The organism is Pseudomonas sp. NPDC089752 (assembly GCF_044748725.1).
Lineage (GTDB): Bacteria > Pseudomonadota > Gammaproteobacteria > Pseudomonadales > Pseudomonadaceae > Aquipseudomonas.
Map to the genome: position 1 here is coordinate 13,082 of NZ_JBIVGP010000016.1, position 15,481 is coordinate 28,562.

Annotated in this window: 15 protein-coding genes; 5 read left to right on the forward strand and 10 right to left on the reverse strand. The window is 62.9% G+C overall.

From position 1 onward, the window contains the following. The first annotated feature begins 371 nt into the window (after nt 1-371). Complete coding sequence (locus ACIPZF_RS22355) at nt 372-1,418, forward strand: class I SAM-dependent methyltransferase (protein ID WP_400803326.1); 1,047 nt, start codon at nt 372-374, stop codon at nt 1,416-1,418. Between the two features lie 162 nt (nt 1,419-1,580). Here the strand turns inward: ACIPZF_RS22355 and ACIPZF_RS22360 are convergent, their stop codons facing one another. The 9 genes from ACIPZF_RS22360 to ACIPZF_RS22400 form a co-directional block, all read right to left on the reverse strand. Continuing rightward, entirely contained in the window at nt 1,581-2,825 is a 1,245-nt protein-coding gene (locus tag ACIPZF_RS22360; protein WP_400803328.1) for a saccharopine dehydrogenase family protein, read from the reverse strand. A 33-nt stretch (nt 2,826-2,858) separates the two neighbouring features. Further along, nucleotides 2,859-3,956, reverse strand: coding sequence for a carboxynorspermidine decarboxylase (locus ACIPZF_RS22365; RefSeq protein WP_400803331.1), 1,098 nt, complete (start codon nt 3,954-3,956; stop codon nt 2,859-2,861). A gap of 268 nt (nt 3,957-4,224) precedes the next feature. Then, nucleotides 4,225-5,142 (reverse strand): pyridoxal-phosphate dependent enzyme, encoded by a 918-nt coding sequence (locus tag ACIPZF_RS22370; protein WP_400803334.1) that lies wholly within the window; start codon nt 5,140-5,142, stop codon nt 4,225-4,227. A gap of 87 nt (nt 5,143-5,229) precedes the next feature. Continuing rightward, a complete protein-coding gene (locus ACIPZF_RS22375) occupies nt 5,230-6,933 on the reverse strand; it encodes an amidase (protein WP_400803337.1) in 1,704 nt (567 codons plus the stop codon). A 137-nt stretch (nt 6,934-7,070) separates the two neighbouring features. Next, a complete protein-coding gene (gene yghU, locus ACIPZF_RS22380; protein ID WP_400803339.1) occupies nt 7,071-7,910 on the reverse strand; it encodes a glutathione-dependent disulfide-bond oxidoreductase in 840 nt (279 codons plus the stop codon). Between the two features lie 225 nt (nt 7,911-8,135). Beyond that, nucleotides 8,136-9,341: an NAD(P)/FAD-dependent oxidoreductase gene (locus tag ACIPZF_RS22385; protein WP_400803342.1), complete on the reverse strand. Its 1,206-nt coding sequence runs from the start codon at nt 9,339-9,341 to the stop codon at nt 8,136-8,138. 83 nt (nt 9,342-9,424) lie between these two features. Continuing rightward, nucleotides 9,425-10,480, reverse strand: a complete 1,056-nt coding sequence (locus tag ACIPZF_RS22390) for a GlxA family transcriptional regulator (protein WP_400803343.1) — start codon at nt 10,478-10,480, stop codon at nt 9,425-9,427. A gap of 69 nt (nt 10,481-10,549) precedes the next feature. After that, nucleotides 10,550-11,143: a sugar O-acetyltransferase gene (locus ACIPZF_RS22395; protein ID WP_400803345.1), complete on the reverse strand. Its 594-nt coding sequence runs from the start codon at nt 11,141-11,143 to the stop codon at nt 10,550-10,552. A gap of 62 nt (nt 11,144-11,205) precedes the next feature. Beyond that, the gene (locus tag ACIPZF_RS22400) at nt 11,206-12,603 is read right to left on the reverse strand and encodes a purine-cytosine permease family protein (RefSeq protein WP_400803346.1); all 1,398 of its coding nucleotides are present in this window, start codon (nt 12,601-12,603) and stop codon (nt 11,206-11,208) included. A 235-nt stretch (nt 12,604-12,838) separates the two neighbouring features. Here ACIPZF_RS22400 and ACIPZF_RS22405 point away from each other — a divergent pair, with 235 nt between their 5' ends. From ACIPZF_RS22405 to ACIPZF_RS22420, 4 genes are all read left to right on the forward strand, one after another. Then, nucleotides 12,839-13,726 carry an EamA family transporter gene (locus ACIPZF_RS22405; RefSeq protein WP_400803347.1) on the forward strand — a complete coding sequence of 296 codons (888 nt, stop codon included), beginning with the start codon at nt 12,839-12,841 and terminating at the stop codon, nt 13,724-13,726. A 51-nt stretch (nt 13,727-13,777) separates the two neighbouring features. Next, the gene (locus ACIPZF_RS22410; protein ID WP_400803349.1) at nt 13,778-14,098 is read left to right on the forward strand and encodes a YbjQ family protein; all 321 of its coding nucleotides are present in this window, start codon (nt 13,778-13,780) and stop codon (nt 14,096-14,098) included. 140 nt (nt 14,099-14,238) lie between these two features. Next, entirely contained in the window at nt 14,239-14,427 is a 189-nt protein-coding gene (locus ACIPZF_RS22415) for a hypothetical protein (protein WP_400803352.1), read from the forward strand. Nucleotides 14,428-14,569: 142 nt separating this feature from the next. Then, nucleotides 14,570-14,869, forward strand: coding sequence for a hypothetical protein (locus ACIPZF_RS22420; RefSeq protein WP_400803354.1), 300 nt, complete (start codon nt 14,570-14,572; stop codon nt 14,867-14,869). Between the two features lie 57 nt (nt 14,870-14,926). Here ACIPZF_RS22420 and ACIPZF_RS22425 read toward each other — a convergent pair whose 3' ends face one another. After that, nucleotides 14,927-15,259: a hypothetical protein gene (locus ACIPZF_RS22425; RefSeq protein WP_400803356.1), complete on the reverse strand. Its 333-nt coding sequence runs from the start codon at nt 15,257-15,259 to the stop codon at nt 14,927-14,929. Between the last annotated feature and the right edge of the window lie 222 nt (nt 15,260-15,481).

Here is a 15,481-nt window from a genome sequence, read left to right on the forward strand (position 1 = left end):
TGAAGCGGATCGCCGCACCGCCGCTCCTACATTTGTTGCAACGTGCCACAGCCTGTCAGGCCATGGTTGTCAGCCTTTGGCGCCCGTCGAAAAATCGCGTCATGCCATCAAGGCGGGCAACCATGTCATATCAGGCAAACAAACTGTAGGAGCGGATTCATCCGCGATGCGCCGCGCGGGCGGCGCTCGATCCAAAAGGCGATGAAAAAACCTCGCCATGCGATCTCACCCCGATCGAACAGGACATCTAAACTTACAACCAGCCCGCCGCTGCTCCCCCAGCGGCGAGCCCACACCATCCATCCGACCATCGCCTCACCGGACAGGACATCCCTTGCTGACGGTGGCCTTCTTGCAGAGGAGGGCAGGTCATGGAGGAGGCAAGGCTTCACGATTTCATGGGCAAGCTGGTCGGCGACATGGGCGCTGCGGCGACCCTGGCCAATGTGATTCTCGGCGACGAGCTGGGGTTGTATCGGGCCATGGCCGACAGCCAGCCGCTGACCCCTGAGGCGCTGGCAGCGAAGACCGGCTGCCATCCACGTTTAGTGCGCGAATGGCTCAACGCCCAAGCTGCATCGGGCTATATGCTTCATGAAAAAGGCAGCTTCGTGCTGCCCGAAGAACAGGCGATGGTGCTGGCGTCGGAAGACTCACCGGCCTATATGGCCGGCGGCGCGGCAGTGGTGGCCGCGCTGTTCCACGACAAGGACAAGCTGGTGGCGGCCATGCGTGGTGACGGCGGGCTGGCCTGGGGCGACCATCATCCGTGCATGTTCAGCGGCACCGAGCGGTTCTTCCGGCCTGGTTACCGCACTTTCCTGGTGGCGGACTGGTTGCCAGCGCTCGATGGCGTGGTCGACAAGCTGCAGGCGGGGGCGAAGGTGGCGGATGTCGGCTGTGGGCATGGCGCTTCGACGCTGGTGATGGCCCAGGCGTTTCCAGCCTCCACGTTCACAGGATACGACTACCACGCACCGTCGATCACCACGGCCCGAGCGCGCGCTCGCGAGGCTGGCGTATCGGAACGGGTAAGCTTCCAGCAGGCCTCGGCCAAGGACTATCCAGGTCATGACCACGACCTGGTGTGCTTCTTCGACTGCCTGCACGACATGGGCGACCCGGTTGGCGCGGCGCGGCATGCCTACAAGGCGTTGAAGGCCGACGGTACGGTGATGTTGGTCGAGCCTTATGCCGAGGATTCGCTGGATGGCAACCTGACACCGGTGGGGCGCTTGTTCTATGCGGCTTCGACGTTCATCTGCACCCCGAATTCGCTGTCTCAGGAAGTGGGACTGGGGTTGGGCGCGCAGGCGGGAGAAGCGCGCTTGCGGGCGGTGTTCGAGGAGGCGGGGTTCAGCCAGTTTCGGCGGGCGACGCAGACGCCATTCAATCTGATCCTGGAAGCCAGGAAATAACAGAGCGCCTGTGCCGGCCCTTTCGCGGGGCAAGCCCGCTCCCACACAGTCAAGGTCTGTGGGGGACTTGTGGGAGCGGGCTTGCCGAGACGTCGGACCGCCCGCGAAAGGGCCAATGCAGACAAACAGAAGGGGCGCCGTGTTGGCGCCCCTTCGTGTTGCTTAGGCTTCAGCGTCCCAAGGACGATCGCCTTTTTCATCTTTCACGCGGGTCGGCAGGCCCATGACGTCCAGCGCCTTGAGGAACGGCTCGGCCGGCAGTTCCTCGACGTTGACCATGCGCTTGGCATCCCACTCGCCACGGGCGACCAGCAGGGCCGCAGCCACTGGCGGTACACCGGCGGTGTAGGAAATGCCCTGGCTGTCGGTCTCGGCAAAGGCTTCTTCGTGGTCGGCCACGTTGTAGATGAACACTTCACGCGGCTGGCCATTCTTGGTGCCCTTGACCAGGTCACCGATGCAGGTCTTGCCGGTGTAGCCGGGGGCCAGCGAAGCGGGGTCAGGCAGCACGGCCTTGACCACTTTCAGCGGCACCACTTCCAGGCCTTCAGCAGTCTTGACCGGCTGCTCGGAGAGCAGGCCGAGGTTCTTCAGCACGGTGAACACATTGATGTAGTGCTCGCCAAAGCTCATCCAGAAGCGCACGTTCGGCACGTTCAGGTTCTTCGAGATCGAGTGGACCTCGTCGTGACCGGTCAGGTACAGGTTCTGCGAACCCACCACCGGCAGGTCGTCGGTACGCTTGACTTCGAACATGGTGTTGCTGGTCCACTGGCTGTTCTGCCAGCTCCAGACTTGCCCGGTGAACTCGCGGAAGTTGATTTCCGGGTCGAAGTTGGTGGCGAAGTACTTGCCATGGGACCCAGCATTGACGTCGAGAATATCGATCGAATCAATGCTGTCGAAATACTGTTGCTGCGCCAGTTTTGCGTAGCTGTTCACCACACCCGGGTCGAAACCGACACCAAGAATGGCGGTGATGTTCTTCTCTTGGCATTCTTCGAGGTGTTTCCACTCGTAGTTGCCATACCAGGGCGGCGTCTCGCAGATCTTGCCCGGTTCTTCGTGAATCGCGGTGTCCAGGTAGGCGACACCGGTATCGATGCAGGCACGCAGCACCGACATGTTGAGGAAGGCGGAGCCGACGTTGATCACGATCTGCGATTCGGTCTCGCGGATCAGTGCCTTGGTCGCCTCGACATCGAGGGCATTGAGCGAGAAGGCCTGGATGTCGGCGGGTACCTTGAGGCTACCCTTGGCCTTGACGCTGTCGATGATGGCCTGGCATTTGGAGATGTTCCGTGACGCGATAGCGATACGACCGAGTTCGTCGTTGTGCTGCGCGCACTTGTGGGCCACCACCTTGGCGACACCTCCTGCACCAATGATAAGAACGTTCTTCTTCAATTTACCTTTAGCTCCTTACTTTAAAGGCCTGTCTTACGACAGGCTGGAAACGTAGTCATCGAACCCGAACTCGCGCACCACTTCGACGCTGCCGTCGAGTTGCTTGACCGCGATGGACGGCATCTTCAAACCGTTGAACCAGTTTTTCTTGACCATGGTGTAGCCCGCCGTGTCGATGAACGACAGGCGATCGCCGATGGCCAGCGGACGATCGAATTGGTACTCGCCGAAGATGTCACCGGCCAGGCACGATTTGCCGCAGACCATGTAGGTGTGCTCGCCATCGTTGGGGGCCATCTTGGCGTTGAGGCGGTAGATCAGCAGGTCGAGCAGGTGAGCTTCGATGGAGCTGTCGACCACGGCCAGGTGTTTGCCGTTGTACAGGGTGTCGAGCACGGTCACTTCCAGCGAGGCGCTGTTGGTGATGGCCGCTTCGCCCGGCTCCAGATACACCTGTACGCCGTACGTTTGCGAGAAGGCTTTCAGGCGTGCGCAGAAGGCATCGACTGCGTAGTCTTCGCCGGTGAAGTGGATGCCGCCACCCAGGCTGACCCACTCGACCTTGTGCAGCAGGTGACCGAAGCGTTCTTCGATGTGCGTGAGCATCTTGTCGAACAGGCCGAAGTCACCGTTCTCGCAATTGTTGTGGAACATGAAGCCGGAGATCTGCCCAATGACCTTCTCGATCTTCTCCGGGTCCCACTCACCGAGGCGGCTGAACGGGCGGGCCGGGTCGGCCAGCAGGTAATCGGAGCTGCTCACCTGCGGGTTGACACGCAGGCCGCGGACCTTGCCTTCGGACTGTTCGGCAAAGCGCTGCAACTGGCCGATCGAGTTGAAGATGATCTTGTCGCAGTTTTCGAGCATTTCCTCGACCTCGTCGTCGGCCCAGGCCACGCTGTAGGCGTGCGTCTCGCCGGCGAACTTCTGGCGGCCAAGCTTGAGCTCATACAGCGACGAAGAAGTGGTGCCGTCCATGTACTGCTGCATCAGGTCGAATACCGACCAGGTGGCGAAGCACTTGAGGGCGAGCAGCGCCTTGGCACCGGAGTGTTCACGCACGTAGGCGATCTTCTCCATGTTGCTCAGCAGCTTGGTTTTATCGATGAGGTAGTACGGCGTCTTGATCATTTAAAGGCCCCCGGCCAGGCCGGCCAAAAAAAGGACACGCATTGTGCCTTCACTTGCTGCAGATCGAAAGGGCGAGATAGGCATTTCGTCGTAGTCGTTACCGTTGGGCGGGATTTTTTCCCAGTGCAGCGGGTTCATTGGAACAGGCCTGTGTGACGATCCTGCTGTCCCGGCCCTTTCGCGGGGCAAGCCCGCTCCCACAGGGCGGGTTGCGCCTCAATTTTTGTGGGAGCGGGCTTGCCCCGCGAAGAGGCCGGAGCAGGCAGCCTCAGTCGAGCTTTTTCAACCACTCCTGAATCTGCCCCAGCGTCGCCGTAGCGCCCCCGCAAACCACGATCAGCACATTCTTGTAGCCGGGCAACTTGCCTGCCTCATAAGCCAACGCCAACGCCGCACCACAGGCCGGTTCCACCAACACCCGATGATCTGCCAGAAACCGTTCGCACGCCTCCAGCGCCGCGCGATCACTGACCAGCACGCTGTGCACCGGATGTTCACGCACGCAAGCCAACGCCTGGTCGGCAACGCGTTTGGCGCCCAGCGAGGTCGCTACCGATGCGAGACGCTCCAGCTCCACCGGGTGACCGGCCTGGACTGCAGCATGCAGCGAGGCGGCCCCTTCGGTTTCCACCGCCAGCACCGGCACATCGTTCCAGCCATTGCGCTTGAGCCCTTCGACCACGCCACTGAGCAAGCCGCCGCCACCCACCGACAGCACCACCGCATCAGGCCTGTACCCACTGGCCGCGACCTCATCGATCAGGCTGGCATGCCCCGTCCACAGCAGCGGATCATCGAACGGGTGAATGAAGGCATCGTCAGGCCCCACCAACGTTTGTGCCAGGGCGTTGGCCTCCTGCCAGGAACTGCCGTGCACGATCACCTTGGCGTCTTCTTGCTGCAACAGTTCCTTGGCGCGTGCGGTGGTCGTCTCCGGCACCACCACGGTCACCGGCACGCCCAGCTTGCGACCGGCATAGGCCACGGCCAGGCCGGCGTTGCCACCCGACGAGGAGACGAAGTGGCGGGCGCCACGGGCATGATGGACTTCGCAGGCATGGCCCACCCCGCGCAGCTTGAACGAGCCGCAGGGCTGCAGGGCGTCGAGCTTGAGCCAGACCGTTCGGCCGGCAGCCAGCGACAGCGGGCGGGATTCGATCAGGGGAGTGTGAATATGCAGGGTCATGGCAGCCTTCCATTTGCGTGATGCGAAAAGAAGGATGTCATACCAGTTGACCCCATCGCCGGCAAGCCGGCGATGGGGCCACAGCGGTCACGCCAGCGCAGGGGTACGCGGCGGGACGATGCGGCGCGAGCCGGTCGACTCGAAGGCTGCTGCGAAGCTCAGCAGTTGATTGTCGCTATACGCCTTGCCGGCAAAGGTCAGGCCTACCGGCATGCCGATGTCGGCCATCACGCCCATCGGCACGGTGACGGTCGGTACGCCCAAGTGGCGGATGGCGAGGTTGCCGTTGGCGACCCAGATACCGTTGCTCCAGGCAATATCTGCCGAGGCTGGGTTGACGTCGGCATCGGCCGGGCCCACGTCGGCCACGGTGGGGAACAGCACCGCGTCCAGGCCTTGGGCGTCCATCCAGTCTTCCAGGTCCAGCGTGCGGGTGGCTTCCAGGCCGCGCAGGCCGTCGGGCAGGGTTTCGATCTGGTCCCAGGTCTTCAGGCCGCGCTTGGCCATGTTGACGTATTCGTCCATGCCCGCTGCCAGGTCGTCCTCACGGTTGGGCAGGGTACCCGGATCGTGAGGGAAGATCTGCGGGCCATCGACGTCGGCCAGGCGATTGAGCTTGGGATCGTTATTGGCGCGCAGGAAATCATCGAAGCCCCAGCCGGACAACTCCCACAGTTCGTCGTGGAGGAATTCCTTGCTGACGATGCCGCGGTTGTACACGGTCGGCGCGCCAGGGCGGTCGCCTTCGCAATTGGAGACCAGCGGGAAGTCTACTTCCAGCACCTCGGCACCGGCCGCTTCCAGAGCCTGGCGGGCCTGCTTCCACAGGTCAATGACGCTGGCGCGGGTGTTGATACGCTGGCCGGTCGGGCCACCGATGCCAGGCTTTTCGCAAGTGCCTGCCTGATCATCGGCATTGATGTACATGCGCGGCACGCCGAAACGCTTGCCCTTGAGCGAGCTGGCCTCAGCTGCCAAGTCCAGGTAGGAAACCGGACGCACGGCGGAGGCGGCCGGGATCGGCACCCAAGGCTGCAGGCGCCACAGGTCGCCACGCTTGTCAGCATCGTCGGCGACGACCACGTCGAGGACTTCCAACAGGTCGGCCATGGTTCGAGCGTACGGCACCACCACGTCCATGGTCGGCGTCAGCGGCCAGTTGCCGCGCACCGAAATCACCCCGCGCGATGGCGTGTAGGCGCACAGGCCATTGTTCGAAGCAGGGCCACGGCCGCTCGACCAGGTTTCTTCGGCCAGGCCGAAGGCGCTGAAGCTGGCCGCGGTGGCGGTGCCGGCGCCGTTGGACGAGCCAGAGGCGAACGGTGCGGTCAGGTAGTCGGCGTTGTACGGGCTTTCGGCGCGGCCATAGACGCCACGCTGCATGCCGCCATTGGCCATGGGCGGCATGTTGGTCTTGCCCAGGCAGATGGCGCCGCCGGCACGCAGGCGCTCGACGGTGAAGGCGTCGCGCTGGGCGACCAGGTCCTTGAACGCCGGGCTGCCGGAGGCGGCGGTCAGGCCTTTGACCAGATAGCTGTCCTTGGCGGTGTAGGGAATGCCGTCGAGCGGGCCGAGCAGTTCGCCACGGGCACGGCGGGCGTCGGAGGCTTCGGCCTCCTGGAGTGCTTCAGGATTGCGCACTACCACGGCGTTCAAGGCAGTAGCGGTATCGGCTCCATCGTAGGCGTCGATGCGCGCCAGGTAGGCTTTGACCAGCTCGACCGCCGTCGTGCGGCCTGCTGCGAGCGCGTCGCGCAGCTCGGCAATGGAAACCTCGGTTACCTCGATCATGCGTTCACCAAAAATTGTGCAGGTGGGGGCTTTTGCGAGGAGTGTACAAGAAGGGCACGGGGGACGCAGGTTTGCGCGGGGGCAAATGGTTTTTTGCAACCGGGCATTGTTGGGGCCGCACCGCGGCCCCGTTCGCATCAGTCCAGATCTGCCGCCGAATGCCGTTCAGGAACCTGAGTACCTTCATCACCCCAGGTGCGGTTGACCCGCGTGCCCCGCTGCACGGCTGGCCGCTGGGCAATTTCTTCAGCCCAGCGCTGCACGTGCGGGTACTCCTCGACCGAGAGGAATTGCGCAGCGCCATACAGGTTGCCGCGCACCAGTTGGCCGTACCAGGGCCATACGGCGATGTCGGCAATGCTGTATTCGTCGCCACCCAGGTAGCGACTTTGCGCCAGGCGGCGCTCAAGTACGTCGAGCTGACGCTTGGCTTCCATGGTGAAGCGGTTGATGGCGTACTCGATCTTCTCCGGCGCGTACACATAAAAATGGCCGAAACCACCGCCCAGATAAGGCGCCGAACCCATTTGCCAGAACAGCCAGTTCAGGCTTTCCGTGCGTGCGGCGGGATCCTTTGGCAGGAAGGCGCCGAATTTCTCGGCCAGATACAGCAGGATCGAACCCGATTCGAATACCCGTACCGGAGGCTCGACGCTGCGGTCGAGCAGCGCGGGGATCTTCGAATTGGGGTTGACCGCCACGAAGCCGCTGGAAAATTGATCGCCGTCACCGATGCGGATCAGCCAGGCATCGTACTCGGCGCCTTTGTGGCCAAGGGCGAGCAGTTCTTCAAGGAGAATGGTGACCTTGACGCCGTTGGGGGTAGCCAGGGAGTACAGCTGCAGCGGCTGTTTGCCGACGGGCAACTCTTTGTCATGGGTAGGGCCGGCGATCGGGCGGTTGATGCTGGCGAACTGGCCGCCGGAGGCTGCGTCGTTGCGCCATACCTCGGGCGGGACGTAGGGGGGCTTGCTCATGCCTGGAACTCCTTGAGTGGCGAAATGCGGGTCATGTACAGACTGGACCTGCATCTATGCCATGGGTTCTGGGCGATGTGCAAATGCATTGGGCGCGGGCATTAGATGCATTGAGCCGCACGCGTGTTTAGCCTCTTCGCGGGCAAGCCCGCTCCCACAGGTATTTCACCGTTCTCGAAAGCGGCGGTGTACCTGTGGGAGCGGGCTTGCCCGCGAAAGCGCTAGTCAGGCCACCGGAATGGTCGGGTCCGCCGCTGCCAGTGCCGCAGCGCGATCATTCGCCGCCGGCGGATAGATCCAGACCGAGTTGATTTGCGACTTCAGCACCTTGGCCTCGGCCTTGTCGGTCGGCGGCGACACCGTGCGCTCCCAGCCCTCGGTGTACACCGCGCCCCAGGCGCCGAGGTCGAGGCAGGTCACGTATTTGGGCTGGCTGTAGGTCATCGGCGCCACGCCGATCAGTTCGGCTGCGGCGTTGTTGCCAGCGTAGCGCCCCAAGGGAATGGCATGCTGGCAGGACATCACGGCGTAGTTGCCCACGTCGTCGCACGCCGCGTAAGCCACGTCACCTGCCGCATACACCGCATCGTTGCCCTTGACCTTGAGGTTGCCGTCCACATGCAGCCGGCCCTGGCGGTCGCGTTCGCCGCTGATCTGCTCGGTCAACGGGTTGGCCTTGAAGCCCACGGTCCACACCACGGTTTTTGCATCGATGCGCTGGCCGTTGTCCAGCAGCACACCGTCGCGGTCGACCGAGGCCACGGTGGCACCGCAGATCCATTCGATACCGAGTTCCCTGGATGCCTGTTCGATGGCCGGGCGGATGCCGTCGCCCAGGGCTGCACCAATTTTCGCGCCACGGTCGATGACCACCACGCGCAGCGATGCCTCATCTCCCAGAATCTTGCGCAAGCGCGATGGCAGTTCGGTGGCGGTTTCAATACCGGTGAAGCCGCCACCTGCGATGACCACGGTGTTGCGCGCGGGCGTGTCGGGCAGATCGACCAGCGACTTGAGGTGTTTTTCGAGGCGGGCGGCGCTGTCGATCTTGTCGACATCGAAGACATGTTCGATGCCGACCATGGCTGGCCGGTTGAGCACGCTGCCGCAGGCCATGATCAGGCGGTCATAGCCCAGTTCGCACTCGGTGCCACTCTGGGTACGGTACTTCACCTGCTTGCGGTCTTCATCGACCTTGAATGCCGTGCCTTGCACGAAGCGCACGTTCACCGCTTCGAACAGCTCCTGCAGCGGGGCGGCCATGGTATGCACTTCGGGCTCGTAGAAGCGTGGGCGCACATGCAGCTCGGCCTGCGGCGCAAGCAACGTCACCGTTACATCCTTGCGGTCATGCAAGTCCAGTTGGCGGATCGCGCTGAGTGCGCTCCACAAGCCTGCGAAGCCTGCGCCAATGATCAGGATGTTTTTCATCGTTGTGCTCCTGGTAGGTCCGGATAGATCAAGGTAGCCCTTGTTTGCGGACAACGATGCTACGGGCGACGAAGCACCACACCCTAGGCCAAAGAACCCTGAATTTCGGCCAGCGGCACGCTACGGGCGAAGCGGGCGCGGTAGTCGCGAGGGGTCACTGCCAGGTGACGCTGGAAGGCCAGGCGCATGCGTTCCTCGCCACCGAAACCGCATTGGCAGGCGACCTGCTCGATGTGTTTGTCGGTGTTTTCCAGCAGGCGCCGTGCAGCTTCCAGCCGGAACAGCTCGATGGCCTTGGCCGGGGTGCGGCCAGTCTTGAGTTTGTACACCCGGGTGAAGTTGCGCAGGCTCATGTGCGCCTGTTCGGCCAGGCGCTCGACGGTCAGCTGCGGGTCGCCAAGGTGGTCGTTGAGCCACAGGTGCAGGGCCTCGAACTCGGCGCAGTCCTGGCCCTGTACCTTGAGCAGTTCACTGAATTGCGCCTGGCCGCCGGGGCGCTTGAGGAACACCACCAGCTCACGTGCCACCTGCATCGCCACGTCGCGCCCGCAGTCCAGTTCGACCAGCGCCAGAGCCATGTCGATGCCGGCGCTCACGCCCGCCGAGGTCCACAGCGTGCCTTGCCGAACGAAGATCGATTCGTGGTCCACCTGCACCGCCGGGAAGTCGCGCCGCAGCACCTCGCACATGGCCCAGTGGGTGGCGGCGCGGCGGCCGTCGAGCAGGCCGGCGCTGGCCAGCAGAAAGGTGCCGCTGCACACCGATGCGGTGCGCTTGGCGTGCAGGCTGGCGCGGCGCAGCCAGGCGACCAGCGGACCGTGGCCGGGCAGGGCGCGGATGATGTCCGGAGCACCAGGCACGATCAGCGTGTCGACGGCCTGAGCCATCACGTCATCCAGGCGTTCGGTGGCCACGCTGAGGCCTTCGGCGGTTGGCTGCAAGCCACCTTCGAGGCTGGCGGTATGCAGGCGGTAACCCGGCAAACCGCGCTCGGCCATGGCCTTGGTGGCGGCCCAGAACACGGTTTGCGCGCCACTGAGGTCAAGCAGCCCCATGGCCTCGTAGGCGACGAAAACCACTACCCGTGGATGGTCGACGGGCTTCAGGGGCGGGTCTAGCTGGCCTGCGATATCGGTCATGGTCGTGCCTGTGCACCGCCAAAAACTCAGTATGTGCGGCCTCGCAGCGCCCAGGCAACCGTCAGCTTTTCAAGGCAGGTAGCCGGTCTTGTCTGCTTCGGTAATGGGGCGCAACACGCGGCAGGGAACACCGGCTGCGATGACGTTGGCGGGAATATCCGACGTCACGACACTCCCTGAGCCGATGATGGCCCCGTCGCCAATGGTCACCCCTGGGTTCACGTGCACGCCTGCGCCAATCCAGACCCGGTTGCCAATGTTCACCGGCCTGGCGAAGCAAGCGCCCGCTGCGCGTTCGGCCGGGTCTAGCGCATGGTTGGATGTGTAGATGCCGACACGCGGGCCCAGTAGCACGTTGTCACCGATGGTGATGCCGCCGCCATCGAGCATGACGCAGTCGAAGTTCGCGTAGAAATTGCTGCCGATATGAATGTGGCGGCCAAATTCACAGCGAAACGTCGGCTCGAAATGTACGGCGGTGCCCATGCTGCCCAGCAATTGCCGGAGGATTTCCTCCCGCTCACCAGCAGGCCTGGAGAATGCATTGTTGTACTGGTTCGTCAGCAATACCGCCTGCTCCCGAGCTGCAACCAGTTCGGGAGTGAGGTCATTGTAGATCTGGCCTTGGCGGATCTGGCTCAGTTGCGATTCAAGGTCTGGCATCTGTTCCTCTTCAAGGTGGGGCAACGGCCCACCATACGCACCAGGCCTCCATCGCAGCAACTTCAGTGTGCCTGCGGCACGATCAGGCTGGGCGGTGCATCAGCGGCGCGGCGCCGTGCCACCCAGTAGTACAACACGCTCGGCACCACCAGGCCGATCAGCCAGGACACGTCCACGCCGCCCAGATGGGCGACCATCGGCCCGGTGTACAGTTTGGTGTCGATGAACGGCATCTGGATCAGCACACCAACGGTGTACACGCAGATCCCCGGCCAGTTCCACCGGCCATAGCGGCCTTCGGGGTCGGCCAGGGCAGGGATGTCGTAGCGTTCCTTGGTGATGAAGTAGTAGTCCACCAGGTTCACCGCGCTCCAGGGCACGAAGAAGGTCAGCAGGAACAGGATGAACGACTTGAACGCAGTGAGGAACGAGTGCTGGCCCAGCAAGGCCACGAGGGTGGCGGCACCGACGATGGCCAGCACGAACACCAGGCGCTGGGTGCGGCTGATCGTCAGGTGGCCACGGAAGCCGCTGATGATGGTGGCGATGCACATGAAGCTGCCATAGGAGTTCAGCGTCGAGATGGTCACCTTGCCGAAGGCGATGCAGAAATACAGCAGCGCCGCAGTGCTGCCTGCGCCGCCCAGGCCGACGATATACGCCACCTCGCGCCCGGTGAACTGGCCGCCCGCGATGGCAGCGGCGAACACACCCAGGACCATCGAAGCCTGGGCACCGATCACCGAACCCAGGCCGGCGGCGAGGAAGGTCTTGACCGGCGAGGTGTCGCGCGGCAGGTAGCGGGAATAGTCGGCTACATAAGGGCCGAAGGCGATCTGCCAGGACGCCGCCAGCGACACGGCCAGCAGGAACGATGCCCAGCTGAAGTGGCGGTTATCGAGCAACTGGCCAATGTCGGCGAGCATCAGGATGCGGCTGAACAGGTAGACGAAGGCGATGATGCCGAGCACGCTGGCGACCCGGCCGATCCAGTGGATGACGCGGTATCCGGCCAGGGTGGCGAGGACGATCACGGCGGCGAAGATGAGGATACCGGTGCTGTCGCTGACGCTGAGCAACTGGCCGATGGCCTGCCCGGACAACACCGTGCCCGTGGCGGTGAAACCCAGGTACATCAGGCACACCAGCACCATCGGGATCGCCGCGCCGTACACACCAAATTGCACCCGGCTGGAAATCATTTGCGGCAAGCCCAGGCGTGGACCCTGTGCGGCATGCAGGGCCATCACCGCGCCGCCGATCAGTTGCCCGAGCAGCAGGCCGATCAACGACCAGAACACATCACCGCCGAGCACCACAGCCAGGGCGCCGGTAACGATGGCGGTAATCTGCAGGTTGGCTCCGAGCCAAAGGGTGAATTGGCTGTACACCCGTCCATGGCGTTCAGCTTCGGGAATGTAGTCGATCGAACGCCGTTCGAGCACGGATTTGCTGGACATTGAGGGCTCCGCTTCATTGTTTTTGTGTCAGGGAGTCAGCCGTTGGCGGCACGTCGCACAAGTGGCTGCCACTCGATATGAACATGTCTATACAAGTCCGGTCAAGCGGGAGTATTTCCGCTGATACAGCGTTACTGTTGCGCAAGGGTTGGTCGGAACTGTGCTGGTCCCGTGGTCGAAAATGGCCTTATGCTGTTACGAAATATGTCTAGAACGCCTGAAGAAGGAAGGTGCAATGCCGCTCAAGGACCTGCTGATCGCCCTGGTGGTGATCGTCGCCTGGGGAGTCAATTTCGTGGTCATCAAGGTTGGCCTCGATGGCCTGCCGCCGATGCTGCTGGGGGCATTGCGCTTTCTGCTGGTCGCGTTTCCTGCCGTTCTGCTGGTCAAACGGCCGAAATTGCCGTGGCGCTGGTTGATCGCCTACGGTGCGACCATCTCCCTGGGCCAATTCGCCTTTCTGTTCCAGGCCATGTACAGCGGCATGCCGCCGGGGTTGGCGTCGTTGGTGCTGCAGTCCCAGGCCTTCTTCACCCTCGGTTTCGCTGCAATGTTCCTGGGCGAGCGCCTGCGCCCGGCGAGTGTGCTGGGGCTGTTGGTGGCGGCCAGTGGGCTGGCGCTGATCGGCAGCGAAGACAGTGGCCATGTTCCGCTGGTGGCGTTGTTGCTGACCCTGTGCGCAGGCGCCATGTGGGGTATGGGCAACATCATCACCCGGCGTTTCGGTTCGGTTGACCTGGTGGCATTGGTGATCTGGGGCGGCTTGATTCCGCCGCTGCCGTTTCTGGCCTTGTCGTGGTGGCTGGAAGGGCCGCAGCGGATTGGCCATGCGCTGGCCAATATCGGCTGGAGTTCGGTGCTGGCGCTGATCTACCTGGCGTTTGTCGCCACCATGCTTGGCTACAGCCTGTGGAGCAAACTGCTGTCGCGCCACCCGGCGGGCAAGGTGGCGCCGTTCTCCTTGCTGGTGCCGGTGATCGGGTTGAGTTCGTCAGCCTGGTTGCTGGGCGAACGGCTGACGGCGGTGCAGGGGTGGGGGGCGCTGCTGGTCATGCTTGGGCTGCTGGTCAATGTGTTCGGGCCGAAGCTTACGCAGCGGTTGCGGGCGGCGAGCGCAAGCTGATCGAAGGCTTTGTTAGACTTGGCTCCTTTGCCAAGCCAATGGAGCTTCCCGATGATCATCTCTACCACCAGCCAGCTCGAAGGCCGCCCGATCGCCGAATACCTTGGCGTGGTCAGCTCTGAATCAGTGCAGGGTATCAACTTCGTGCGCGATTTCTTCGCACGTTTTCGCGACTTCTTCGGCGGCCGCTCACAAACGCTGGAGAGCGCGCTGCGTGAGGCCCGCGAGCAGGCCACCGAAGAGTTGAAAGTGCGGGCACGGCAGTTGCAAGCTGATGCGGTGGTGGGCGTCGACTTTGAAATCAGCATGCCCTCGGTACAGGGCGGCATGGTGGTTGTGTTCGCCACAGGCACCGCGGTGCGCCTGAAATAAAGGCGAAGTGCCACTGGTCGGCTCTGGTCAATTTGGCCAGGCAGTCTGCATGTGACCGGCTAGTCTCACTTTCACGGATCGCGTTTTTCCAGGCATAGCTGTACAGGCCGGCGCGGTCGCCACTGAAGGGAGAACTGGGCATGAGTGAGTCCTTTTTCGAAGACATGAATGATGCGTTCCCGATCAACAGCCAGGTACGTTGCGGTCAGGCGGCATTTCGCCTGGGGTTCGGCCACATGACCCTGGACGATTCGGAACAGCTGCAACCGGCACATTTGCAGCGCAGCAAAAAGGGCCGCTTCACGCCGAGAATTCCGTTGAAAAAGTGAAACCGTTCACACAACCCCGCCCTTTGGCGGGGTTTTTGTTGGCTTGAGTTGATCCTGCTCATGGCATCGATGGGTTGCGCTCGCCGAATCGATGCCGGTGTGCTTTTCTGACGTTGTCTCAGGAAAGGAGGTGAGTTTTTCCATGCGAGTCAGGGAAGAAACCTATTGGCAATGGGCCGATGCGCAATTGCACAGCCGCAGCCACGATGAAGCATTGAGTGACGGCACTACCCTGGATGTGCAGGTACGCCTTTCGAGGCTCGGTGCCACCCAGTTGTTCCTCGGGTTGTATGGCCAGGACGGCAAGGCGATGGTGGAAGAGTTTTACCCGGCACGGCCGGGCGAGACCATGACTCGCGCTCTGGTGTGGGGCGTCGACCGGGCCAGGGCGCTGGCGACTGGCGCGCTGGCGCTGCCGCAGCGTCAGCGCCGACAAGCATGAAAAAGCCCGGCCTATGTGGGCCGGGCTCAGGAAGTGGTGTGGCTGCTCAAAGATGCTTCAGTTGAGCGGCTCGATCACCTTGACTGCCTGCCGCTCACGGGCGGCGGGCCATTCTTGTTGCAGGGTCTGCAGCACGCGGCCGACGAACTCGGTGTCGGCGGCGGCCTTCTTGCCGACGTAGCCTTGGCCACGGCGGTAGACCTTGAAGCGGGCGCGCATGCTGGGCAGGTGCGCTTCGAATTCATCTTCGACCGTGTTCGGCGGCAGGCGGTCGAGGCGCACCTCGCCGGTCTGGTTGACCCACAGCAGGTGGTCGTCGAGGCTGTCTTTGCGCGCGGCGAACAGTTGGGCCAGTTGGTCGATGGTCGGATTGTTGTTCAAGTTCATCATAAAGCCCCCATTACCCATTTTTTGTTGGTGATTTTCACAGTTGGCGCCACAGCATGTAGCGCACTACCAAGGCTGCTACAGCAGCATCGCAACAGGGGCTTTCTTACACCTGCCTTTTGGACAGTTCCCTCTCCACGGGCGGCCTGCGTTACCGCGCAAGCCGCCTGGAACACCCTTGCCACCGCTCCCGATCAGGGAGACGGCCTCATCATGCCCAAGGGC